The 23,542-nt window shown below is 73.0% G+C and carries 24 protein-coding genes; 9 read left to right on the top strand and 15 right to left on the bottom strand.

Annotated elements, in window-relative coordinates; all coding sequences use genetic code 11:
* The first annotated feature begins 188 nt into the window (after positions 1–188).
* Complete coding sequence (locus tag AMK13_RS04855) at positions 189–836, top strand: response regulator (RefSeq protein ID WP_049659617.1); 648 nt, start codon at positions 189–191, stop codon at positions 834–836.
* A 41-nt stretch (positions 837–877) separates the two neighbouring features.
* Here AMK13_RS04855 and AMK13_RS04850 read toward each other — a convergent pair whose 3' ends face one another.
* The 4 genes from AMK13_RS04850 to mca form a co-directional block, all read right to left on the bottom strand.
* A complete protein-coding gene (locus AMK13_RS04850; RefSeq protein WP_158077669.1) occupies positions 878–1,795 on the bottom strand; it encodes a winged helix-turn-helix domain-containing protein in 918 nt (305 codons plus the stop codon).
* Positions 1,796–2,111: 316 nt separating this feature from the next.
* Positions 2,112–3,467, bottom strand: a complete 1,356-nt coding sequence (locus AMK13_RS04845) for a sensor histidine kinase (protein ID WP_143204486.1) — start codon at positions 3,465–3,467, stop codon at positions 2,112–2,114.
* Between the two features lie 136 nt (positions 3,468–3,603).
* Positions 3,604–3,795 carry a hypothetical protein gene (locus AMK13_RS04840; RefSeq protein WP_049654716.1) on the bottom strand — a complete coding sequence of 64 codons (192 nt, stop codon included), beginning with the start codon at positions 3,793–3,795 and terminating at the stop codon, positions 3,604–3,606.
* A gap of 49 nt (positions 3,796–3,844) precedes the next feature.
* Positions 3,845–4,750 (bottom strand): mycothiol conjugate amidase Mca, encoded by a 906-nt coding sequence (gene mca / locus AMK13_RS04835; RefSeq protein WP_049654715.1) that lies wholly within the window; start codon positions 4,748–4,750, stop codon positions 3,845–3,847.
* Positions 4,751–4,994: 244 nt separating this feature from the next.
* On the opposite strand from mca, the gene AMK13_RS04830 reads away from it, so the two are divergent.
* Both AMK13_RS04830 and greA read left to right on the top strand, forming a co-directional pair.
* Positions 4,995–5,408, top strand: coding sequence for a DUF4307 domain-containing protein (locus tag AMK13_RS04830; RefSeq protein ID WP_049654714.1), 414 nt, complete (start codon positions 4,995–4,997; stop codon positions 5,406–5,408).
* A 352-nt stretch (positions 5,409–5,760) separates the two neighbouring features.
* Positions 5,761–6,261: a transcription elongation factor GreA gene (gene greA / locus AMK13_RS04825; protein WP_049654713.1), complete on the top strand. Its 501-nt coding sequence runs from the start codon at positions 5,761–5,763 to the stop codon at positions 6,259–6,261.
* 161 nt (positions 6,262–6,422) lie between these two features.
* On the opposite strand, the gene AMK13_RS04820 is transcribed toward greA, so the two are convergent.
* The 3 genes from AMK13_RS04820 to ilvA form a co-directional block, all read right to left on the bottom strand.
* On the bottom strand, positions 6,423–7,280 hold the full coding sequence (locus tag AMK13_RS04820) for an ABC transporter permease (RefSeq protein WP_049654712.1): 858 nt from the start codon (positions 7,278–7,280) through the stop codon (positions 6,423–6,425).
* A gap of 1 nt (position 7,281) precedes the next feature.
* Positions 7,282–8,349 carry an ATP-binding cassette domain-containing protein gene (locus AMK13_RS04815; RefSeq protein WP_079271856.1) on the bottom strand — a complete coding sequence of 356 codons (1,068 nt, stop codon included), beginning with the start codon at positions 8,347–8,349 and terminating at the stop codon, positions 7,282–7,284.
* Positions 8,350–8,502: 153 nt separating this feature from the next.
* Entirely contained in the window at positions 8,503–9,717 is a 1,215-nt protein-coding gene (ilvA, locus tag AMK13_RS04810) for a threonine ammonia-lyase (RefSeq protein WP_074001308.1), read from the bottom strand.
* Between the two features lie 122 nt (positions 9,718–9,839).
* Between ilvA and AMK13_RS04805 the strand changes: the two genes are divergently transcribed.
* Positions 9,840–10,325, top strand: a complete 486-nt coding sequence (locus AMK13_RS04805) for a MarR family winged helix-turn-helix transcriptional regulator (protein WP_049654708.1) — start codon at positions 9,840–9,842, stop codon at positions 10,323–10,325.
* Positions 10,326–10,348: 23 nt separating this feature from the next.
* On the opposite strand, the gene AMK13_RS04800 is transcribed toward AMK13_RS04805, so the two are convergent.
* Positions 10,349–11,503: a cystathionine gamma-synthase gene (locus tag AMK13_RS04800; protein ID WP_049654707.1), complete on the bottom strand. Its 1,155-nt coding sequence runs from the start codon at positions 11,501–11,503 to the stop codon at positions 10,349–10,351.
* Between the two features lie 277 nt (positions 11,504–11,780).
* Here AMK13_RS04800 and msrA point away from each other — a divergent pair, with 277 nt between their 5' ends.
* Positions 11,781–12,446, top strand: coding sequence for a peptide-methionine (S)-S-oxide reductase MsrA (gene msrA, locus AMK13_RS04795; RefSeq protein WP_049654705.1), 666 nt, complete (start codon positions 11,781–11,783; stop codon positions 12,444–12,446).
* Between the two features lie 169 nt (positions 12,447–12,615).
* Positions 12,616–12,978 (top strand): cupin domain-containing protein, encoded by a 363-nt coding sequence (locus AMK13_RS04790; protein ID WP_049654704.1) that lies wholly within the window; start codon positions 12,616–12,618, stop codon positions 12,976–12,978.
* A gap of 34 nt (positions 12,979–13,012) precedes the next feature.
* On the opposite strand, the gene AMK13_RS43355 is transcribed toward AMK13_RS04790, so the two are convergent.
* The 5 genes from AMK13_RS43355 to AMK13_RS04765 form a co-directional block, all read right to left on the bottom strand.
* A complete protein-coding gene (locus AMK13_RS43355; RefSeq protein WP_074001307.1) occupies positions 13,013–13,798 on the bottom strand; it encodes a hypothetical protein in 786 nt (261 codons plus the stop codon).
* On the bottom strand, positions 13,795–14,346 hold the full coding sequence (locus tag AMK13_RS04780; RefSeq protein ID WP_074001306.1) for a SigE family RNA polymerase sigma factor: 552 nt from the start codon (positions 14,344–14,346) through the stop codon (positions 13,795–13,797). Before AMK13_RS04780 ends, AMK13_RS43355 begins: the two co-directional genes overlap by 4 nt.
* A 107-nt stretch (positions 14,347–14,453) precedes the next feature.
* Entirely contained in the window at positions 14,454–15,734 is a 1,281-nt protein-coding gene (locus tag AMK13_RS04775) for a L,D-transpeptidase (protein WP_049656491.1), read from the bottom strand.
* A 202-nt stretch (positions 15,735–15,936) separates the two neighbouring features.
* A complete protein-coding gene (locus AMK13_RS42785; protein ID WP_063780291.1) occupies positions 15,937–16,275 on the bottom strand; it encodes a hypothetical protein in 339 nt (112 codons plus the stop codon).
* A gap of 513 nt (positions 16,276–16,788) precedes the next feature.
* Positions 16,789–18,189: a cystathionine beta-synthase gene (locus AMK13_RS04765; protein ID WP_074001305.1), complete on the bottom strand. Its 1,401-nt coding sequence runs from the start codon at positions 18,187–18,189 to the stop codon at positions 16,789–16,791.
* Between the two features lie 228 nt (positions 18,190–18,417).
* On the opposite strand from AMK13_RS04765, the gene AMK13_RS04760 reads away from it, so the two are divergent.
* From AMK13_RS04760 to AMK13_RS04750, 3 genes are all read left to right on the top strand, one after another.
* Complete coding sequence (locus tag AMK13_RS04760; protein WP_074001304.1) at positions 18,418–19,500, top strand: SGNH/GDSL hydrolase family protein; 1,083 nt, start codon at positions 18,418–18,420, stop codon at positions 19,498–19,500.
* Between the two features lie 63 nt (positions 19,501–19,563).
* Complete coding sequence (locus tag AMK13_RS04755) at positions 19,564–20,784, top strand: acetyl-CoA C-acetyltransferase (RefSeq protein WP_074001303.1); 1,221 nt, start codon at positions 19,564–19,566, stop codon at positions 20,782–20,784.
* Between the two features lie 290 nt (positions 20,785–21,074).
* Positions 21,075–22,013: a hypothetical protein gene (locus tag AMK13_RS04750; protein ID WP_049656499.1), complete on the top strand. Its 939-nt coding sequence runs from the start codon at positions 21,075–21,077 to the stop codon at positions 22,011–22,013.
* A 93-nt stretch (positions 22,014–22,106) separates the two neighbouring features.
* Here the strand turns inward: AMK13_RS04750 and AMK13_RS04745 are convergent, their stop codons facing one another.
* Positions 22,107–22,505 carry a hypothetical protein gene (locus AMK13_RS04745; protein WP_143204485.1) on the bottom strand — a complete coding sequence of 133 codons (399 nt, stop codon included), beginning with the start codon at positions 22,503–22,505 and terminating at the stop codon, positions 22,107–22,109.
* An 86-nt stretch (positions 22,506–22,591) separates the two neighbouring features.
* Positions 22,592–23,476, bottom strand: a complete 885-nt coding sequence (locus AMK13_RS04740) for a Bax inhibitor-1/YccA family protein (RefSeq protein WP_074001301.1) — start codon at positions 23,474–23,476, stop codon at positions 22,592–22,594.
* Positions 23,477–23,542: the final 66 nt, after the last annotated feature.

The raw sequence follows: 23,542 nt of genomic DNA, 5'->3' as shown, positions 1-23,542 counted from the left end.
CCGCTGAACCGAATTCCGGTTTCCGCCGGAACCTTCGAAGCTCCGACTCCCCGTTCCGACAGGAACCATCCTTCCCGGACTCCCCGTCATGTGACAACGGTGTTAAGCGGAAACTGAATCCGGCGCATACCAGGCGGAATCCCGGCCTTCACTTCGGGGGCGCCGAAAGCCCGTGCGATCATGACGCCATGAAGACGCGTGTCGTGATCGCCGACGACCAGGCGAGCGTCCGCCAGGGGTTCCGGCACATCCTGGCGGCCCAGCCCGACATGGAGGTCGTGGCCGAGGCCGCGGACGGCCTGGAGGCCCTGGAGGCCGTCCGCACCCTGCGGCCGGACGTCCTGCTGGTCGACATCCGGATGCCGGAGCTGGACGGGCTGGAGGTCACCCGTCGGCTGGCCGGCATCACCCCGGAGGTGAAGGTCGTGGTGGTGACCACCTTCGACCTCGACGAGTACGTGCACACCGCGCTGCGCAACGGCGCCTGCGGCTTCCTGCTCAAGCACTCGGGGCCCGCGCTGCTCGCCGAGGCGATCCGCTCGGCGGTGGTCGGCGACTCGCTGATCAGCCCGCAGATCACCACCCGCCTGCTGCACCGCTTCACCGGCCCGCGCCGGGTCGACCGCTCCCCCGTCGAGCCGCTGACCAGCCGCGAGGAGGAGATCGCCGTCCTGGTCGCCGAGGGGCTGACCAACTCCGACATCGGCGCCGAGCTGTTCATCTCGCTGAGCACCGTCAAGACCCACCTGGCCAACCTCCAGCGCAAGTTGAAGGCCCGCAACCGGGTGGGCATCGCCACCTGGGCCTGGGAGTCGGGCCTGACCGAGCGCGGCTGAGCGGGCCCGCCCGCTCGGCCGCCGCCGGCCGCACCGGCCGCTCATCGCAGCGCCCGCCGACGGTCCCCGATCCACCGCGGGGCCGCGCCGCCGAGGGGCCGCCCCTCCCCGCCCGACGGGGCCTCGCCGCGCAGCAGTGCCCGACCCAGCGGGGTGACGGTGTGCAGCACGCCGTTGCCGCAGCGCCGGGTGTCGATCAGCCCGGACGCCCTCAGCACGGCGGTGTGCTGGCTGACCGCCGAGGCCGTCACTCCGAGCCGCCCCGCCAACTCGCCGGTGGTACAGCCGTCCAGCAGGGCCTGCAGGGCCGCGGCCCTGGTCCGGCCGACCAGGGCGGCCAGCGACTCCTCCCCGCCCCGGCCCGCGCTCTCCGCCGCCTCCCGCGCCCCCACGGGCACGGAGAGGCCGATCCGGTCGGGACGCATCGCGAAGAGCAGCGTCGGAGCCTCCTCGGGCTCCCCGTGCCGGGGCCGGAGCACCACCCCGGCACCCTGCAGGAAGAGCGACGGGGCCAGCCGCAACCCCCGCCCGTCGAGGGTGAGTTCGACGTCCCGCTCGGCGGGGATCTCCAGCACCGGGGCGGTCCAGCGGATCCGCGGGTGCAGCGTGCCGAGCAGCGCGTCCACCCCGCCGCGGCCGGCGATCTGGCGGCGGGCGTCCCGCTCCGCCTCCAGCCGGGACCGGACGTCCGCCCAGCAGGGCTGCAGCGCCACCCGGTGGAACTCGCGGACCGCCGCCGCGACGTCGGCCCACTGGACCACCGATTCGGCGCCGCGCCCGGACGACACGATCCGGCCATTCGCCCACACCCGCAGTACGTCCCGGAAACCACCGTTGGCTCCCGAAAGGCGCCGCAGCCGCTCGGCCAGCACCGGCTGCCGCGCCAATTGCCCGCGGACGGCCCGCTGCCAGGGGCGGAAGAATTCCCCGCCGCTCCGCCACGCCTCCAGTGCCAGCACCGCCTCCATCTCCTGGTCGACATTTCCAGCAATTCGTACACGAGCCAGATCCTCGGCGGACATCGCAATGCGAATCACAGACTGATCCCCCGATCGGGGTTCATGCATCGGGACGGCCCAGGGGAACCCCGCACCCTGATCGCCGCACCGACATCCTTGCCCGCCCGCGAGGCGCGTCGCCATCGGCCGATCGGCCCATTTGATCGTTGAGAACGCCGAAATCGGCGCCTCCGGATGTGCCGAATGGCCTGGATGGACCCGTCAGCGGGCTCGAATCAGCCCTCCGGACGGCCCCCGACGGAACCACCCCGCCCGGTCAGCCCCCGAGGCCCGCCACACCCTCCGTCGGCAGCACCGCGTCGACCCGCCAGCCGCCCTCCGGCCCCGGCCCGACCGTCAGTTCGCCGCCGGCCGCCTCCACCCGCTCCCGCAGGCCCGCGAGGCCGAAGCCGCCGCCCTCCCGCTCGGCCCCGCCGAGCCCGACGCCGACACCGCCCGCGCCGCCCGTGCCACCCGCACCACCCACGCCGCCGTCCGCACCGCCGGAGCCCCCGGCCCCGTCCGGCGCCCCGTCGTCGGTGACCGTGACGCGCAACGCCGGCCGCCCGCCGCACCGGTCCGGGCCGACCTCGATCGCCACCTCCCGGGCCCCGGGCGCGTGCCGTCGGACGTTCGTCAGCGCCTCCACCACCAGCCGGTAGCCGAGCCCGCTGATCGCCGCCGGCACCGCCGCCAGTTCGGCCTCCGCGGGGGCCTCCAGCCGCACCCGCGCGGAGCCGCTGCGGGTGAACCGCTCGGCCAGCGCGGGCAGTTCGCTCAGGTCACGGCGCAGACTGCGCGCACCGGCTCCCCCCGCCGCCGCCCGCCCCGCGCCCCGGTCGGCCGTCGCGACCGCCCCGGACCCGCGCGGCTCCGGATCGGCGTCGTCCGCCGTGAAGACCTGGACGGTCCGGTCCATGGTGACCAGTGCCTGCCGGCCGGCCGCCTCGATCCCCGCCAGCAGCTCGACCACCCGCCCCGGGTCCTTCTGGGCCAGCACCTGCGCGGCCTGGGCCAGCACCACCACCCCGGTGACGTCGTGCGCGGCGAAGTCGTGCAGGTCTCGGGCCAGGTCCAGGCGCTGCGCCCGCCGCTCGGCCACCACCGCCGCCCGCGCGCGGGTGTCCATCGAGCGCAGGTAGCGGCCGACCCCGACCACCACGCAGGCCAGCAGGGCCGAGCCCAGGCAGAGTTTGACGGTCACCACGGGCGGGGCCGGCGGCTCGGCCCAGAGGGCGATCCGCAGCGGCAGCAGCGCCACCGCCGCCACCAGCAGCGTGCCGTGGCCGAAGGCGGCGGCCGGGGACAGCCTGCGCACCGCGGGGACGACCGGCACGAGCAGCGCGACGGCCTCCAGCAGCCACCACAACTCGATGCCGCCGGACGCCGGCCCCCGGTAGCCGGCCGTCACCAGCAGCGACACCGCGCAGGCGGCCAGCACCGAGGGGCCCACCGCGCCGACCCGCCCCGGGGCCCAGAGCACCGGGAACAGCCCGGCCACCACCGCCACCGCGCCGGAGCCGACGATCAGCGGCCCCGGGTCCCCCGACCCGGCCAGCGCGGCCGCCAGCACCCCCGCCGCCGCCGTTCCGTACCCCGCCCTGCGCACCACGGTGTGCCACGACCACGTCATGGTTCGGGATCCTACGAAGCCTGACGGCCCGCCAGGACGGCTTCACCGAAGACGGGCCCCGCGGACGGCTCTCACCGCAGACGGGCCCCAGCCGGTTCCGGAGAAGGCCGGCCCCCACGGGGGACCGGCCGACGGCTCACTCCTTCGGGCCCTCCGGCTCCTCGACGAAGTCGACCTTCTTGAACTGCCGGTTCATCGACTTGGCCAGGAACCAGGTCGCGACGCCGAGGGCGGCGAAGACGACGAAGCCGAGGAGGCCGGGGGTGACCTTGGCGTCGTCGACGGCGAGGTCAGCGGCGAGATTGACGAGGTTCACGGAGGCGCTCATATCTCTATGGTGGCCCGGCTCACGGGGAGCCGGGCCATCGGGGGGTGGTTCAGTCGCGCGTGTCGGCGGCCTCGGCCGCCAGTGTGGGGGTGCGCAGGCCGGCGAACAGGTCGTCCTCCGGCAGGTCGACGTCGACCAGGGTACGGGCGAGCTCGTAGTCCTCGGTGGGCCAGACCTCGCGCTGGACCTCCAGCGGGACGCGGAACCACGGGCCGTCCGGGTCGATCTGGGTCGCGTGGGCGATCAGCGCGCGGTCGCGGGTCTCGAACCAGTCGCCGCAGCGGACCCGGGTGGTGATCTCGCGCTCCTTGCGGCCGCTCTTCTCCCAGCCCTCGATCCACTCGCCGTACGGCGACTCGTGGCCGTGCTCGGTGAGGTACTCGTGCAGGGCCCGGATGCGGCCCATCGGGAAGCCGTGGTTGTAGTACAGCTTCAGCGGCTGCCAGGGCTCGCCGGCCTCCGGGTAGGCGTCCGGGTCACCCGCGGCGTCGAAGGCCAGCATGGTGATCTTGTGGGTCATGATGTGGTCCGGGTGCGGGTAGCCGCCGTTCTCGTCGTAGGTCGTGATGACCTGCGGCTTGAACTCGCGGATCAGCCGAACCAGCGGCTCCGCCGCCGCCTCGACGTCCTGGAGGGCGAAGCAGCCCTCGGGCAGCGGGGGCAGCGGGTCCCCCTCGGGCAGCCCGGAGTCGACGAAGCCCAGCCAGGCCTGGTCGACGCCGAGGATCGCCCGCGCCTCGTCCATCTCCTTGCGGCGCACCTCGTGGATGTTCTCCTCGATGTACGGGTCCCCCTGGAGCTTGGGGTTGAGGACCGACCCGCGCTCGCCCCCCGTGCAGGTGGCCACCAGCACGTCCACGCCCTGCTCGACGTACATGGCCATGGTGGCCGCGCCCTTGCTGGACTCGTCGTCCGGGTGGGCGTGCACCGCCATCAGTCGCAACTGCTCAGTCAACGCCTTGCGTTCCTTCCACACTTGTCGGGCGTTCCGCGAAGTCCGGGTCTGCCCACCGTACGAACCGCTCACTCCGGGACCGCGTCGCCGCGGGGCCGGGCCGCGGATCGTCGCCGGCGCGGCCGAGCCCTGCCCCCGCCGGACCGGCCGCGGGCGTGCCCCTCCTATAGTGACGGACTGGAGGAGCGTCGCATTCCCCCGCACCACCCCGGGCGGCCCCTCCCCCAGGAGAGGACGGAGTCCGATGAGTGCAGACACCACCGCCACCGCACCGCCCGAGGGGCGCTACGGCCGTGGCGGCGACCGCGACTCGGACCGCCGCCTGAAGGTGATCGGCGCGGTCTGCGGCGTGCTGGGCCTGGGCCTGATCGCCTGGCTGGGCGGCTCCTACATGCTGCGCGAGTCGAAGATCAACGGCTCGGTGCCGACCTTCGAGGTGCTCTCCGACTCCGAGGTCCAGCTGCACCTCACCGTGCGCAAGAGCAGCGGGCAGGCCGGCAGCTGCACGGTCCGCTCGCAGGGCGACGACCACGGGGTGGTCGGGGTGGCCGACTTCCCCGTCCCGGCGGCCGGCTCCAGCTACGACGCGGTGGTCACCCTGCGCACCACCTCGCGCGGCACCACCGCCGAGCTGCTGGGCTGCACCCCCGCCAAGTAGCGCACTCCCGCCGAGTAGCGCACCCGCACCGCGCAACGCGCCCCGGGCGGGCGGCGCGCCCGGGCCGGACAGCGCACCCCGACCGGGGCGGCGCGCATATTCGATCCGGAGAACGGGCATCCGTAGAGGGTCCCGCACCCGGTTGCTGTACACCTCGGCGTAACGCCGCCGTCAATGGCGCGCAAACGCCCCTCCCGCTTGTCAGCAGGACTTGTTAGGCTCGTGGTTTCGCCCCTTCCGCACCGGATGGTACGGGAGCGGGCGTTGCTTTGTAGTTGAGACCGATATCACCACCGACCCCTGCTGACGACTCACACCCTCAGCACAGCCCCAGCACCTACGAGGAGCACCCGTGACCCAGACCAGTGAGAACGTGACCTGGCTCACTCAGGCCGGCTACGACCAGCTCAAGGCCGAGCTGGACCACCTGACCGGGCCCTGGCGCATCGAGATCGCCCAGAAGATCGAGGCGGCGCGCGAGGAGGGGGACCTCAAGGAGAACGCCGGCTACCACGCGGCGAAGGAGGAGCAGGGCAAGTACGAGCTGCGGATCCGTCAGCTCACCCAGCTGCTGGAGCGCGCCAAGGTCGGCGAGGCGCCGGCCGACTCGGGCATGGTGGCCCCGGGCATGGTCGTCACGGTCGCCTTCGACGGCGACGAGGACGACCTCATGGAGTTCCTGCTCGCCTCCCGCGAGGTCGCGGGCTCGGACGAGCTGGACGTCTACTCGCCGCAGTCCCCGCTGGGCCGCGCGATCGACGGCAAGCGGATCGGTGACGAGGCCACCTACGAGCTGCCGAACGGCAAGCCGGCCATGGTGAAGATCGTCAAGGTCGTGCCGCACGCCGGCTGATCCGGCCGCGCCACGACACGGGGACGACCGCGGGAGTCAGGGACTTCCGCGGCCGCCCTCCGGCGTTCCGGGCGGGGCCGGGCACGGGACCCGATAGCCCAAGGACCCGATCAGCTCCGGGACCCGATCAACCCAGGGGCCCGATCAGCCCCGGGGCCCGGTCAGGCGGTGGAGGAGCGGTACTTGCGCACCGCCAGCCAGGAGAACACCGCGGTGATCACGATCGACCACAGCACCGACACCAGCGCCGCGTGCTGCATCGGCCAGGCGCTGTCCACCGGCCCGACCTGGTTGCCGAACAGCACCCGGCAGGCCTGCACGGTGGCGCTGAACGGGTTCCAGTACGCGATCCCCTGGAGCCAGCCCGGCATCGAGGTGACCGGCACGAAGGCGTTGGACACGAAGGTCAGCGGGAACAGCCAGATCAGCCCGGCCGAGGTGGCCGCCTCGGGGCTGCGCACCGACAGGCCGATCAGCGCGCCGATCCAGGAGAAGGCGTAGCCGAGCAGGAGCAGCAGGCCGAAGGCGCCGAGCGCCTTGAGCACGCCCTCGTGGATCCGCCAGCCGACCAGCAGCGCGACCACCGCCAGCACGACCAGGGTGAACGCGGTCTGGCACAGGTCCGCGAGGGTGCGGCCGACGAGCACCGCGGAGCGGGCCATCGGCAGCGAGCGGAACCGGTCCACCAGCCCCTTGCTCATGTCCTCCGCGATGCCCGCCGAGGCGCCGGCGACGGCGAAGGTGACGGTCTGGGCGAAGATTCCGGCCATCAGGTACTGGATGTACGTGTCCGAGCTGGAGTCGGTGCCGGGGATCTTGATCGCCCCGCCCATCACGTACGAGAACAGCAGCACGAACATGACCGGCTGCATCAGCCCGAAGACCACGATCTCCGGGATGCGGGTCATCCGGCGCAGGTTGCGCTTGGCGACCACCCAGGAGTCGTGCAGGGAGGCGGCGATCCCCCGGCGCTGCCTGGGTATCGCCGGTCCGATGGCGTGCTCGGTGGCGGTGGTCATCTCAGCTCTCCTTCCCGGCCGCGACGGCCCGCTTGTCCGGCCCCGGGCCGCCCGGGCCGTCCGGGCCGCCCTTCCCCCTGCCCCGGCCGCGCGCCTTGGCGTCGGCGCCGTCCTCCTCCTCGGGCCGCTCCTCGGCGACGTGGCCGGTGAGGGTGAGGAAGACGTCGTCCAGGGTCGGGCGGCGCAGCCCGATGTCGTCCATCTCGATCCCGCGGGAGTCGAGTTCGCGGATCGCGTCGGCGAGCACCCGGGCGCCGCCGCTGACCGGCACGGTGATCCGGCGGGTGTTCTTCTCCACCGTCGGCTCGCTCAGCGCGTAGCGGGACAGCGCGGCGACCGCGTCGCCGACCAGGCCGGGCTCGTGCACCACGACCACGATCCGCTCGCCGCCGATCTGCGCCTTGAGCTGGTCGGCGGTGCCGCGGGCGATCACCCGGCCGTGGTTGACCACCGCGATGTCGTGGGCGAGCCGGTCGGCCTCCTCCAGGTACTGGGTGGTGAGCAGCAGCGTGGTGCCCTGCTCGACCAGCGTCTCGATGACCTCCCAGAGCGCGAGCCGGTTGCGCGGGTCGAGGCCGGTGGTCGGCTCGTCCAGGAACATCACCGGCGGGCGGACGACCAGCGCGGCGGCGAGGTCCAGGCGTCGGCGCATGCCGCCGGAGTAGGTCTTGGCGGTGCGGTCCTTGGCCTCGGTGAGGCTGAACCACTCCAGCAGCTCCAGCGCGCGGGCCTTCGCGGCGCGGTTGCTCATCTGGTACAGCTCGCCGACCATGGTGAGGTTCTCGAAGCCGGTCAGGTACTCGTCGACCGCCGCGTACTGGCCGGACAGGCCGATCAGGCTGCGGACCTGGTTGGGGTGCTTGAGCACGTCGACCCCGGCGACCACCGCGCGGCCGGAGTCGGGGCGGAGCAGGGTGGTGAGGACCCGCACGGTGGTGGTCTTCCCGGCGCCGTTCGGGCCGAGCAGCCCGAGCACCGTTCCCTCGGGGACGTCGAGGCTGACGCCGTCCAGGGCTCGTACGTCGCCGAAGGTCTTCACCAGGTTCTCGGCTTGGATGGCTGGCGCCATGGCCTTGCCTCATCTCCTCGGACGTATGGGGCGATCTGTCCCACTTTGCCCCGAATTTGGGCACACAGGCGACTCGATTCTCGGCCCGTGGGACTCGAACGCGATGTATCGCGAGTCTCCCAGCACGCGATATATCGCGTCAAGGGTGGGAGCTCAGCCGGCGACCACCACGTACCCCGCGTCCCGCAGCTCCCCGACCACCAGCGCGCAGTGCTCCGGCCCCTTGGTCTCCAGGTGCAGGTCCACCTCGACCTCGGTCAGCCCCAGCCGCGGGTCGGTCCGCACGTGCGCCACGTCCAGCACGTTGGCGTCCACCCTGGTCAGCACGCCCAACAGGTCGGCCAGCGCGCCCGGCTTGTCCGCCAGCCGCACCCGCAGCGACAGGTAGCGCCCGGCCGCCGCCAGCCCGTGCCGCAGCACCCGCTGCATCAGCTGCGGGTCGATGTTGCCGCCGGACAGCACCGCCACCACCGGCCCCTCGAAGGAGTCCGGCTGCTCCAGCAGCGCCGCGATCGGGGCCGCCCCGGCCGGCTCGACCACCAGCTTCAGCCGCTCCAGCCCGAGCAGCAGCGCCCGCGACAGCGCGTCCTCGGAGACCGTCCGGACGCCGTCCGCCAGCGTGTTGACCACCTCGAACGGGATGTCGCCGGGGCGCCCGACCATGATCCCGTCCGCCATGGTGGCGAAGTGCTCCAGCGACACCGGGCGCCCCGCCGCCAGCGAGGGCGGGTACGCGGCGGCGCCGGCCGCCTGCACCCCGACCACCCGGACGTCCGGCCGCAGCGGCTTGACCGCCGCCGCGATCCCGGCCAGCAGCCCGCCGCCGCCCACCCCGACCAGGATGGTCCGCACCTCCGGGCACTGCTCCAGGATCTCCAGCCCGACGGTCGCCTGGCCGGTGACCACGTCCCAGTGGTCGAAGGGGTGGATGAACACCGCGCCGGTCGCCTCCGCGTACCGCTGCGCGGCCTGCAGGGCCTCGTCCACGGTGGCCCCGTGCAGCCGCACCTCGGCGCCGTACTCCCGGGTGGCCGCGACCTTCGGCAGCGGCGCCGCGACCGGCATGAACACCGTGGAGCGCACGCCCAGCAGCGCGGCCGCCAGCGCCACCCCCTGGGCGTGGTTCCCCGCGCTCGCCGCCACCACCCCGCCGGCCCGCTGCACCGGCGAGAGTCCCGCGATCCGCACGTACGCCCCGCGCAGCTTGAAGGACCCGGTGCGCTGGAGGTTCTCGCACTTCAGGTGGACCGGCGCGCCGATCAGCCCGGAGAGGTGCCGGCTGCCCTCCATCGGGGTCACCCGGGCGACCCCGGCGAGCATCTTCTGGGCGCCGCGGACGTCGTCGAGGGTGATCGGCCAGGTGTGCATGGCGCCAGGGTACGGGGACGGGGAGAGGCAATCCGGCATGCCGGGCCTGTTCCCGGGCCCGCCCGGCCCGCGTACGCTGCTGCTTCTGAGTCTCTCTCACCGCACGACGATCGTGAGCCGCGATGACGACGACCTCGCCCCAGGCCACCGACCGCACCGACCCCGTGCACACCCAACTCCAGTACCAGCTCGCGGTGTTCGCGCGCCGAATGGAACAGGTCCGGACCTCCGGCGGCGGCGGGGTCGGGGTGCTGGACCGGGCCGCCTACCTGCTGCTCGACCGGCTGGAGCGGCACGGGCCGGCCAACGTCAAGGCGCTGGCCGAGGCGCTGGGCGTGGACTCCTCCACGGTGACCCGCCAGGTCGCCCCGCTGGTCGCGGCCGGGCTGGTCGGCCGGGTGCAGGACCCGGCCGACCGCCGTGCCGTACGGCTCGCGCTGACCTCGCACGGCGTCGGCCGGCTCACCGAAGTCCGGGACGGCCGGGCCGAGTTGACCCGCCGCCTGGTGGCCGGCTGGCCGCCGGAGGAACAGCGCGCGTTCTGCGCCCTGCTGGCCCGCTTCAACCTCGCGATGGAGTCGTACACGGCGGACCAGCAGGGGCAGTGAGGGGCCTCAGGCCCCCAACCGGCTCAGCCCAGCGCCTGCTTGAGGTCGGCCAGCAGGTCGTCGATCGACTCGATGCCGACCGAGACGCGCACCAGGTCGGACGGCACCTCCAGCGCCGAACCGGCCACCGAGGCGTGGGTCATCCGGCCCGGGTGCTCGATCAGCGACTCGACGCCGCCGAGCGACTCGCCGAGGGTGAACAGCTGCGCGCGGTTGCAGACCTCGACGGCCGCCTCCTCGCCGCCGGCGACCCGGAACGAGACCATGCCGCCGAAGGCCTTCATCTGCTTGGCCGCGATGTCGTGGCCGGGGTGCTCGGGCAGGCCCGGGTAGAGCACCTGGCTGACCTTCGGGTGGCTCGCCAGCAGCTCGGCGACCTTCTCCGCGTTGGCGCTGTGCCGGTCCATCCGGACACCCAGCGTCTTGATGCCGCGCAGCACCAGCCAGGCGTCGAACGGGCCGGAGACGGCGCCCATCGCGTTCTGGTGGTACGCGACCTCCTCGCCGAGGCCCGCCTCGGCCAGCACCAGCGCACCGCCGACCACGTCCGAGTGGCCGCCCATGTACTTGGTGGTGGAGTGCACGACCGCGTCCGCGCCGAGCGCGATCGGCTGCTGGAGGTACGGGCTGGCGAAGGTGTTGTCGACCACCAGCAGCGCGCCGGCGCCGTGCGCGATCTCGGCGAGCGCGGTGAGGTCGGTGATGCCCAGCAGCGGGTTGGACGGGGTCTCCACCCACACCGCGCGGGTGTTGGGGCGCAGCGCCTCGCGGACGGTGGCCAGGTCCTGGGTGTTGGCGACGGAGAACTCGACGCCCCAGCGGGTCAGCACCTTGGCGAACAGCCGGAAGGTGCCGCCGTAGGCGTCGTTGGGGATGACGATGTGGTCGCCCGGCTTGAGGATGGTCCGCAGCAGGGTGTCCTCGGCGGCCAGGCCGGAGGCGAAGGCGAGGCCGCGGGCGCCGCCCTCCAGTGCCGCGAGGCACTCCTCCAGCGCGGTGCGGGTCGGGTTGGCGCTGCGGCTGTACTCGTAGCCGCCCCGCAGGCCGCCCACCCCGTCCTGCTTGTAGGTGGACACCTGGTAGATCGGCGTGACGACAGCCCCGGTCTGGGGGTCTGCTTCCTGACCCGCGTGGATGGCGAGAGTCTCGAAGCCCTGAGGAAGCTGGTGCTCGGTCATGGGTCCGAGCCTAGTGTGCGAATGCCGCCAAGCCCGCACGAACCGGGAACCGGGACGAACCCGCAGGTCGGAGCGGGGGCACGGCGGGCCGGAACCCCGGTGCGCCGAACCCCCGGGGCCGCCGCGACCTCCACCGGTCGCACACGTGTTCACCATGCGAAAACCGCGCGGCGGGCCTTCCCGGCCCCCGCGCGGAACGGACGGCCGCTCCCGGAATCCGGGGGCGGCCGTCCGCGTTGGACACTGCGCCAGGTTTCCCGACCCGCTGGAGCAGGCCGTGCTGTTCAACCGCCACAAGACCTCGCTGGTCCCCGCCGACCAGGCGCTGCCCGGCCGGCCCACCCCGGCCTTCACCCTGACCGAGCCGCACACCGTGCTCGGGCACCCGCTGTCCGGCCCGTACCCGGAGGGCCTGGAGGTGGCCGACTTCGGGCTGGGCTGCTTCTGGGGCGCCGAGCGCGCCTTCTGGCGGCTGCCCGGCGTCTGGACGACGCTGGTCGGCTACCAGGGCGGCCACACCCCGAACCCGACGTACGAGGAGGTGTGCAGCGGGCTGACCGGGCACACCGAGGCGGTCCGGGTGGTGTACGACCCGGCGGTGATCCCGTACGAGCGGCTGCTGAAGACCTTCTGGGAGGCGCACGACCCGACCCAGGGCAACCGCCAGGGCAACGACGTGGGCACCCAGTACCGCTCCGCCGTCTACACCCACTCCCCCGCCCAGGCCGAGGCCGCGGTGGCCACCCGGGACGCCTTCCAGCCCTCGCTGACCGCGCTCGGTTACGGCCCGGTCACCACCGAGATCGCCCCGGCCGGCCCGTTCTTCCCGGCCGAGCCGTACCACCAGCAGTACCTGTCGGAGGCCAAGAACCCCAACGGCTACTGCGGTCTCGGCGGTACCGGCGCCTCCTGCCCGATCGGCGTGGCCCGCACCCGGGACTGACCTCCCGCCCCGGGCCGTCCCTCGGACCGCTCCGGCCCGCCCGGCCCCGCCCCGGGATCGACCACCCAACGTGACCGATCCCCGATCCGGGCGCAGACTGGAAGGGCCAGCAGGGCCGGCCCGGCCACCCACTGGCGGCCGGGCGGTCCTCGCGGGAGAGGAGTGCGCCATGTCCGGTCTCTACCAGCGGAACTTCGACGATCCCGAGGAAGTCCGCCCCTTCGAGGAGGGCACGGGGGAACTGCGGCTGGTCAACCTGGACGGCGGCCCGGTGGGCCGGGCCGTGTTCGAACCGGGTTGGCAGTGGTCCAAGCACGTGAAGCCGATCGCCGGGACCGAGAGCTGCCAGGCCGCCCACGCCGGGTACGTGCTCTCCGGCCGGATGAGGATCGTCATGGACGGCGGCCAGGAGGCCGAAGTGGGCCCCGGCGACTTCATGCTCTGCCCGCCCGGGCACGACGCCTGGACCGTCGGTGACGAGCCCTGCGTGATCGTCGACTGGCAGGGCTTCGCGGACTACGCGAAGCGATGAGCGGAGCTGTGAGCAGAGCTGCGGGCGGACCGGGTCACAGCTGCTGCGGGGCCCGCTCGTCGGCGCCGTCGGCGGTGGTGCCCGGCAGCTCCGCCAGGAGCCTGCCCTCGGAGTCGTACGCCGCGATCGCCGGGCTCACCGGACGCCGGTGGGCGGCCGGATCCGCCTCCGGCAGCGGCGGCAGCACCACGTAGTAGCCGATCCACCGCTGCATTCCGACGGTGCTGACCAGGGTGGCGACGGTCGCCCTGCCCCCCGTGAACGCGACGATCCTCGCCGGGGCGACCGGGCCCAGGTAGAAGCTCGCGACGATGAAGCGGTCGCGGTCGCCGTGCGACTGGGCGTAGAGGGCGGGTCTGTCGTGCTCCAGGTTGTCGCTGCGCACGTCCCGGCAGTCCGTGCCGGAGTCGGAGCCGTCCGGCTGGTAGTTGTCGCACTTCTCGAACGGGCTGACCCACATCCGGGCGCCGGCCGCCATCTCGATGCGCTGCCCCGGGCCGACCTGCCGTACCGGCGAGAGCGGCAGCGGCGTGGCGGTGGCCGTGGGGCTCGGCGTGGCGGTGGGCGTGGGGCTCGGGACGGCGACGGGGCTGAACGCCGCCCCCGCCTCGCCCGCGACCTGCCCGACGTGCCGGGCGCTGCCGGCCGTCACCGCCGTCGCCCCGCAGACCAGCGCCACCGCGACCGCGGCCGCGGCGGTCCCGGCTCTGCGCCTGGCCCGGCGCCGTCGGGCGGCGGCGATGATCGGCACCGGGTCCGGCCCGGTCGCGTACGGGTCCTGGTCCTTGAGCAGTTCGCCGAGCCGGTGTTCGAAGCTCATACCGTCACCTCGATGTGCGTCGTGGGACTCGCCGGCACGCCGGAACGGTCGGCGAGTTCGGGCAGTGCGCGCAGCTTCGACATGGCCCGGTGCAGCGTGCTCTTCACCGTGCCCTGGGCGATGCCCAGTTCGGCCGCGACGGCGGCCTCGCTGAGGTCCCCGTAGTACCGCAGCACGACGACCGTCCGCTCCCGGCGGGTGAGGGTGCCCAGCGCCTGGTGCAGCAGGGCGCGTTCGGCCTGCCGCTCGGCGAGGTCGTCGGAGAGCGGCCGGTCGGGGGTGTGCTCGACGGGCAGCTCGTGGTTGCGCAGTCGGCGCCACCAGTCGCGGTGCTGGTTGACCACGATCCGGCGGACGTACGCGGTGGGGTCGTCCCCGGTGATCCGGTGCCAGTGCAGGTAGGCGCGCTCCAGCGCCGACTGCACGATGTCCTTGGCCCGGTCCGGGTCGCCGGTCAACAGCTCGGCCAGCCGCAGCAGTTGCCGACCGCTCCCGGCGACGAACTCGCTGAACTCGTCGTCCTGCCGCTGTCTCTGCTCGCGTTTCACACCCGTCCTACTCCTCGGGCGGACCGCGAGGTTCGGTCCGCCCGGGGAGTTTTTCCGACCGGTGGGTTCTCCGACCGGGGTCCGGCCGGTCGGGGTGCGGGGCCGGGTCAGACGGCGCTGCCGGCCTTCCAGGCGGCCCAGCCCATGTTCCAGCCGTTCAGGCCGTTGTCCGGGGCGACCGTCTTGTCGCCGGAGTTCACGACCTCGACCACGTCGCCGACCATCGAGGACTTGTAGAACTTGAAGCCGTCCGTACCGCTGTCCTGGGCGCCCTTGGTGTCCCGGAGGCCGATGCAGCCGTGGCTGGTGTTCTGGCCGCCGAAGATCGACGGCGAGGACCAGTAGTTGCCGTGGATGAAGGTGCCCGAGGTGCTGAGGCGCTGGGCGTGCGGCACGTCCGCGATGTCGTACTCGCTGCCCAGGTTGACGGTCTGCGAGTTCATCCGGGTCTGGGTGTACTGCTCGGAGATCACCATCTTGCCGCCCCAGGTCATGTGCTCGGGCGAGCCGCCGGAGATCTTGTAGACCGCGCTGACCTGGCCGTCGGTGGTGACGGTGAGCTTCTTGGCGGCGAGGTCGGCGACGCTGGTCTGGGCCCGGCCGATGGTGAAGCTCACGTCCTTGGACTGGGTGCCGTACACGCCCTTGGCGCCCTCGACGTCCTTGAGCCGGAGCTTGAGGGTGACCTTGGTGCCCTTGGCCCAGTACTCCTGCGGCCGGAAGTCGAGGCGGGTGCTGGAGAACCAGTGGCCGACGATCTCGACGCCCGGCTCGGCTATCACGGTGATCGCCTGCTGGACGGCCTTGCGGTCGGTGACCGGCTTGCTGAAGTTGATCGAGACCGGCATGCCGACGCCGACCGTCGAGCCGTCCTCGGGGGTGAAGTAGCCGACGAAGGTGTTGGCCGGGGTCGCCGTGGTGAAGACGGCGTTGGAGTCCGCCTCCAGCTTGTCCTTGTCGAGGGCGACGGCGGCGACGGTGTACTTGGTGCCGCTGGCGGGGGCGGCGGCCGAGGTCCAGCCGGTGCCGTCGGCGGAGAGCTGGCCGGCCAGCTCCTTGCCGGCGGTGTCGGTGACCTTGACGCTGGTCAGGGTGCCGTTGGCGACGGCGACCTTGACCGGCTCGCTGAAGCTCGCGGAGGCGGCGCCGTCGGCCGGGGTGACGGTGATGACCGCGGCCGAGGTCTTGGGGGCGCTGCTGCCCGTACCGCCGGAGGCCGGGGTGCCGTTCGCGCCGCCGGAGCCGCCGCTACCGCCGCTGGCGCTGTTGGCGCTGTTGTCGTTGCAGGCGGTCAGCAGCAGGACGGGCGCTCCGATCAGGCCCGCGAGGACCCCGCGTCGGCTCCAGCTGCTTCCGGCCGCCCGTCCCTGACCGTCCCGTGCCGTCACGTCGCGTCTCCCTGCTGATCATCCCGGGCATTACGGATACAGAAACGCAATACGCCCGTTCACGGTTCCATCACCGAAGGGTAAGCGATCGTATGAGATGACCCAACTTCCCGACGAACAGGGACAAAACGCCCGGCCCGCGGAGCGGACCGGGCGTTCACGGGCGGTGACGGTGAGGACCGTCACCCGACGGTTCCCCGCCCTACTCGGCGGAGCCTTCCACCGCGTACTCGTCCCACTCCTCGTCGTCCGGGTCGAACTCGGTCTGCGCCGACTCCCAGGTCGCCGAGGCGAGCTCCACGCCGGGCACGTCGCCGAGCAGCGCGACGGGGTCGATGAAGTGGGCGAGCGAACCCGACGGGTCCACCTCGATGGCCTCGACGGACTGGGCGCGCTCCTCGTCGTCGAGGTACTCGTCCGCGGTGACGGCCTCCAGGGCGGCCGCCTTGAGCGCGCCCTCGTCGGTGATCTCCGCGATGAGCTCGATCTTCACCCGGACGTAGCGCGGGGCATCCTGGTCGGTCGTTTCAGTGCTGGTCATGCGTGCGAGCGTACGGGACGGGCGCGCCCGGCGCGGCGCACGGGCGGCCGCTCGGAGTGCACCCCGCGCGCCCGGCGTGAACGGCGCGAACGGAACGTGCGACGGCGCGAACGGAAGGGGCCGGTCCCTCGGAGAAGGACCGGCCCCACCGTTCCCCGCCTGGGCTCCCCCACCCGGGAGCCGCGGGACACGCGCCGTGCGGCGCGGTGCTGCCGCGGGAGCCGCCGCACCCTGTCGACCGGCCGGGGCCGGTCAGGGGCGGGACGACGGCGCCTCCCGCGGCGGGAGGACACAGCGGCCGGGTCAGGGCCACCCGATGTGTCCGGAGCCGACCGCGGTCGCCGGGGAGCCGCTCCCGGACGGTTGCCGTCGCCTCACTCGGCGTCCTGCCGTTGACCACCACGATGCCCGAGCCGTGTTAACCACGTGCTGCGGACAGGTGACGCCGGTGTACCACTTCCCCCGTGGACGAATCCTCCGCATCCATCCGCGGGGGGCGGTGGTGACGCCGGGTCAGTGCTGGGCGCGGCCGGTCAGGAAGCCCAGCAGGTCCTGGCGGGTGACGATGCCCTGCGGCTTGCCCTCCACCAGCACGACGGCCGCGTCGGCCTTCTCCAGCACGGTCATCAGGTTGGTGACCGTCTCGCCCGAGCCGACCACCGGCAGCGGCTTGGACATCACCTTGTCCAGCGTGTCGGTGAGCTCGATGTCCTTGGCGAAGATGCCCTCCAGCAGCAGCTTCTCCACCACCGAGCCGATCACCTCGCCGGCCATGATGTCCGGGTGGCCGGCGCCCGGGGAGACCACCGGCATCTGCGAGACGCCGTACTCGCGCAGCACCCGGACCGCCTCGGCGACCGTCTCGTTGGGGTGCATGTGGACGAACTGCGGGACGCCGCCCTGCGCGAGGGACTCCTTGCGGGCCAGCACCTCGCCGATGTGCGCCTCGTCGGTGGCCGAGGGCAGGAAGCCGTAGTCGGCCATCCAGTCGTCGTTGAAGATCTTCGACAGGTAGCCGCGGCCGCCGTCCGGCAGCAGCACCACGACGACGTCGTCCGGACCGAGCTTCTTGGCGACCTCCAGCGCGGCCACCACGGCCATGCCGCAGGAGCCGCCGACCAGCAGGCCCTCCTCCTTGGCCAGGCGGCGGGTCATCTGGAACGAGTCCTTGTCGGAGACCGCGACGATCTCGTCCGCGACACCGCGGTCGTAGGCGGTCGGCCAGAAGTCCTCACCGACGCCCTCGACCAGGTACGGCCGGCCGGTGCCGCCCGAGTAGACCGAGCCCTCCGGGTCGGCGCCGATCACCTTGACCCTGCCGCCGGAGGCCTCCTTCAGGTAGTTGCCGGTGCCGGAGATGGTGCCGCCGGTGCCGACGCCCGCCACGAAGTGGGTGATCTTCCCGTCGGTCTGCTCCCACAGCTCCGGGCCGGTGGAGTGGTAGTGCGAGGCCGGGTTGTCCGGGTTGGAGTACTGGTCCGGCTTCCAGGCGTTCGGGGTCTCCCGGACCAGGCGGTCGGAGACGTTGTAGTAGGAGTCCGGGTGCTCCGGGGCGACGGCGGTCGGACAGACGACCACCTCGGCGCCGTACGCGCGCAGGGTGTTGATCTTGTCGGTGGAGACCTTGTCAGGACAGACGAAGATGCACTTGTAGCCCTTCTGCTGGGCCACGATCGCCAGGCCGACACCGGTGTTGCCGGAGGTCGGCTCGACGATGGTGCCGCCCGGCTTGAGGGCGCCCGAGGCCTCGGCGGCCTCGATCATGCGCATCGCGATGCGGTCCTTGACCGAGCCGCCGGGGTTGAAGTACTCGACCTTGGCCAGCACTGTCGCGCTGATGCCCTCGGTGACCTTGTTCAGCTTGACCAGCGGCGTGTTGCCGACGAGGTCGATGATCGAGTTGTGGTACCGCACGGGGATCCTCCCGGTCTGTGGGCATGCGATTTCGGTACTGCGGAGTTCGGTACTGCAAAGCGTAGGGCGTGGCACCCGCCCCGCGGCTCCCCTCCTGCACCCCTCCCCCAATGGCCCACCCCCAGCGGCACCCCCGGTACTCCCGCCCTCCGCACGGGTAAGAGCGCTGTGCAGGCATGGCCGTGGCCCCGGAGGGGCCGGCAGGAGAGCACGTGAAGGGGGCACCGGATGCCAGGGGCACGGGACTCGCGGGCCCGGGTGGCCCGCCGGATCGCCACCGCGGCGGCGTACGGCGGCGGCGGCCTCGGCCTGCTCGGGGTGGGCGTCGTCGGCCTGCTGGTGACCGAGAGCAGACTCGCCATCCAGGCCATCGGCGTCCTGGAGACCGTCCCGCCCAAGGCGGACGGCGTCTACGGGGAGGCCTTCGCCGACCGCGCCGCCGACCCGCAGGCCCCGCTCGTGCTGGCCGTCCTCGGCGACTCCACCGGCGCCGGCCTCGGCGTGGCCCGGGCCGGCGAGACCCCGGGCGCGCTGCTGGCCGCGGGCCTCGCCTCGGTGGCCGAGCGCCCGGTCCGGCTGGTCAACGTGGCCCGCTCCGGCGGCCGCTCCGCCGACCTCTCCGGCCAGCTGGAGCAGGCCCTGCCGCACCACCCGGACGTCGCCGTCATCATGGTCGGCGCCAACGACGTGACCCGGCACAGCCCGGCCCAGCTGGCCGTCCGCCAGCTCGGCGAGGCCGTCGCCGCCCTGCGCGCCAACGGCTGCGAGGTGGTGGTGGGCACCTGCCCGGACCTCGGGACGATCAAGCCGGTGCGGCCGCCGCTGCGCTGGGTGGCCCGCCGGCTGAGCCGGCAGCTGGCCGCCGCGCAGACCATCGCGGTGGTGGAGGCGGGCGGCCGGACGGTCTCGCTGGGCTCGCTGCTGGGCCCGGAGTTCGCCGCCCGCCCGGAGATGTTCGCCGCCGACCGCTACCACCCCTCCGCCCAGGGCTACGCGACCGCCGCGATGGCCGTGCTGCCCTCGGTCTGCGCCGCGCTCGGGCTCTGGCCGGAGGAGGAGCGTCCTGCCACGGCCGTCCCGGGCGGCACGGTGCTGCCGGTCGCGGTCGCGGCCGCCACGGCGGCCGGTCGGGAGGGCACCGAGGTGGCGGCCGTACCGGCGGAGGGCGCAGGCCGCCGCTGGGCCCAGTTGAGGCAGCGGCTGCGGATCGGTCTGCCCGGCCCGGAGAGCGGGAAGGAGCCCGGTACGACCCCCGACGGGGGCCCCGGGAATACGTCGGCCAGCTCACACGCTGCGGCGGGTGACGCCTGATCTACCAGGCGGTAACTTTCCTCCCGGACGTCAGGTCCGCCGTCACCCAGCGAGGAGCCCGCCATGCCCGAAGCCGTCATCGTCAGCGCCACCCGTTCGCCGATCGGCCGGGCCTTCAAGGGCTCGCTCAAGGACGTCCGCCCGGACGACCTGACCGCCCACGTCATCCAGGCCGCCCTGGCCAAGGTGCCGCAGCTCGACCCGCGCGAGATCGACGACCTGATGCTGGGCTGCGGCCTGCCCGGCGGCGAGCAGGGCCACAACCTGGCCCGCATCGTGGCCGTCCAGATGGGCATGGACTACCTGCCGGGCGCCACCATCACCCGCTACTGCTCCTCCTCGCTCCAGACCACGCGGATGGCGCTGCACGCGATCAGGGCGGGTGAGGGCGACGTCTTCATCTCGGCCGGCGTGGAGACCGTCTCGCGCAGCGTCAACGGCACCTCGGACGGCCTGCCGGGCACCATGAACCCGGTCTTCGACGAGGCCCAGGCCCGTACGAAGAAGCGCGCCGAAGAGGGTGGCGGCGAGTGGCACGACCCGCGCGAGGACGGCCTGGTGCCGGACGCCTACATCGCGATGGGCCAGACCGCCGAGAACCTGGCCGCGCTCAAGGGCATCACCCGCGCCGAGCAGGACGAGTTCGGCGTCCGCTCGCAGAACCTCGCCGAGGCCGCCATCAAGGCCGGCTTCTGGGAGCGCGAGATCACCCCGGTGACGCTCCCGGACGGCACCGTGGTCAGCACGGACGACGGCCCGCGCGCCGGCGTCACCCTGGAGGGCGTGGCCGGCCTGAAGCCGGTGTTCCGCCCCGACGGCACCGTGACCGCGGGTAACTGCTGCCCGCTGAACGACGGCGCGGCCGCGCTGGTGATCATGTCCGACACCAAGGCCCGCGAGCTGGGCATCACCCCGCTCGCCCGGGTGGTCTCCACCGGTGTCAGCGCGCTCTCCCCCGAGATCATGGGCTACGGCCCGGTCGAGGCCTCCAAGCAGGCGCTCAAGCGGGCCGGCCTGACCATCGGTGACATCGACCTGGTCGAGATCAACGAGGCCTTCGCCGCCCAGGTGATCCCGTCCTACCGTGACCTCGGCGTCGACCTGGACCGGCTGAACGTCAACGGTGGCGCGATCGCGGTCGGCCACCCCTTCGGCATGACCGGCGCCCGGATCACCACCACGCTGATCAACTCCCTGCAGTGGCACGACAAGCAGTTCGGCCTGGAGACCATGTGCGTCGGCGGCGGCCAGGGCATGGCGATGGTGATCGAGCGCCTCAGCTGACCCTCCGGGCGCCCTCCGAAGGGTCTGGACCACCCATTTGGAGTGACGCAGCGTAATTGAGGGCCGGATCACACCGAGAGGTCGATCCGGCCCTCAATTCGTTCGTTTTCGACCCGGAAATCGACACTGCGGAGCGGATCAACTCCACTGCGTAGAACGGTGTTACCTAACAATTTGGGGACAAGAGCGAAAGTCCGGGATGAATTGGACATTCGCCCCTGCGGTAACAGCCCCGCATGCGGCAGTGTGGACACGTAACCCCGTTCCGCTCCTCGCTAGGAGTACGTTCCGTGAGCGCCGTCTACACCATCCTGCTGCTGATCCTGATCGCCGTGTCGACCGCCGTGCTGCTCCACCTCCGCGGGCTCTCCCGCCGGCTGGACGCACGGGCCGCGGCCCCGTCCGCGCCCGCACCCGTGGACGAGGCCGCGATACGCCGGGCCGTCACCGAGGCGCTCGCCGCCGACCGCGAGCGGGAGATCACGGAGGCCCGGGCGTTCTGGGCCGAGCAGGAGGCCCGCGCGGCCGAGGACGCGCCGCTGTTCGACTCCCCGTTCTCCGGCACCTTCTCCGGCACCGAGGAGTGGCCGCTCTTCTTCCCCCGCCCCACCGGCCCGCAGGACGCCGTCGACAACGCCGGGACGATGGACCCGGAGTTCGGCGAGGCGCTGCGCTCCGCGCTGGAGGACCTGATCAACGAGGGCGGCTCCGCCCCGGCCGAGCCCGGCGGCGAGGGCGGCGTGCCGCTGCGCCCCGGCCACCCGGCCGGCGAGACCAAGGACGCCCGGGCCCGCCGCGAGGCCGACCTGCTGGCCACCGGCCTGGAGGCCGGGCTGCTGGACGCCGACCAGGCCGTCGAGGAGGCCCCGGTCGCCGCGCCCGACCCGCGCCGCCACCCCTCGCACCCCGACTTCGTGCCCAGCCAGGCGCCGTCCCGGGAGTGGACGGACAGCCGGCTGGCCGCCCTCGCCGAGGAGGCCGTCGCCCTGGTCGACGTCCGCCCGGGCCCGCTGGGCACCCTGGACGTGTACGCCTTCGCCGACGGCACCACCCTCTGCGTGGCCCCGGGCGACCGGGAGGCCGCCTACCGGCTGATCGACGCGGTCCGCGCCGGTGAGCACGTCCGGCTGCTCGGCGGCTCGCGCTTCTCCGGCTCGTACTCGCTGACCTTCTCCACCGACGAGGAGGCCGTCTACGTGCTGGCCGACCGGGTGGTCGCCAGCATCTGACACCGGCTCACCAGCAGCAGCGCGCCGAAGGCCGGCCGGGTCACGGGGTTACCGACCCGGCCGGCCTTCGGCGTGTCCGGACTCCTCCGGGCCTCAGCCGCAGAGCGCCGCCGTCTCCCGCGCCGCCGCCACCGCCCGGGCCAGCACCGCGGCCGCCGCCACCGGCCCCTCCGGCAGCCCCACCGGGGCGTCCTCCCGCAGCCCCGCGAGCGCGGCCGCCAGGTCGTGCCCGGCGACGGCCAGCTGGTCCCCCACCGCGAAGGCCCCGGCGTCCGGGAACTCCCGCCGCGGGCCGCCCTCCACCGCCGCCGTCAGCGCGACCAGCCGCCGGGCCAGCTCCAGCGCGGCCGCCGCCCGCGACCCGTACCCGGGCACGGCGCCCAGCAGCCTGCTCTGCGGCAGCGAGCGGAAACGATCCGCCAGGGACTCGACGGCTTCGACCAGGGGATCCACGTCCAGGGGCGCTACGTCGTGGGGCTCTACGTCATGCATGGCAGCGAGCCTAGGCGAAAAGCCGCCGGGCCCCGGAGCGAGTCGCTCCGGGGCCCGGCGGCAGTGGTTCACGAAGGAAGGGACCGTCAGTCGTCGCCGCGCAGGATCGCGATCAGCCGCAGCATCTCCATGTAGATCCAGACCAGCGACAGGGTCAGCCCGAAGGCGGCCCGCCAGGACTCCCGCTGCGGGGCGCCCTGGGCGATGGCCTCCTCGATCGCCGCGAAGTCCAGCGACAGGAAGAAGGCGCCCAGGCCGATGCCGACCAGACCGACCACGATGCCCAGCGGGCCGGAGCGCAGGCCCATGTCGGCGCCGAAGGCCATCGCGATCATGTTGACCATCATCAGCAGCACGAAGCCCAGGGCGATCGCGATGCCGATCCGCTGGTACCGGGCGGTGACCCGGATCCGGCCGCTCTTGTAGGCGAACAGCATCGCCCCGAAGACCGCCGCCGTACCCAGCACCGCCTGGATCACGATGCCGTTCAGCATGGTGTTGAAGGCGTGCGAGACGGCGCCCATCGCGAAGCCCTGGAGGGCCGCGTAGGTCAGGATCAGCGGCGGGCTGACGCTGCGCTTGAAGGAGACCACCAGGCCGACGACCATGGCCACCAGGCTGGCGGCGATCGCGAAGCCGAAGTTCTCGAACGGCAGCGCGAACCAGGCCACCGCGCCGGCGACGACCAGCGTCAGCAGCGTCATGGCGGTGCGGGCGACCACGTCGTCCAGCGTCATCCGCCCGGTGGCCGCCGGGCCCGCCGAGGGCCCGTTGTACAGCTCGTAGAGCTGCTCGTCGGTCATGGGCTGGCCCTGCGGCTGCTGCTGGGCGTAGGGCGTACCCGCGTAGGGGTTCTGGCCGTACTGGTTCTGGCCGTGCTGGGTCCCGGCCTGCGCGGTACCGAACCCCGCGTAGCCGGAGTCGCGGGTGAAGGACCCCTCCCGCGAGAAGACCGGGTTGCTGCTTCTCATTGCTCATTCCCTCCGTGGCGGCACTGCACCGCCCATGCACAAGGGTAATGGCTTGGCAAAAATTCC

Origin of the sequence: Streptomyces sp. CB02056, assembly GCF_001905545.1 — a bacterium.
GTDB lineage: Bacteria > Actinomycetota > Actinomycetes > Streptomycetales > Streptomycetaceae > Kitasatospora.
This window is presented reverse-complemented; position numbering and strand designations above follow the sequence as displayed.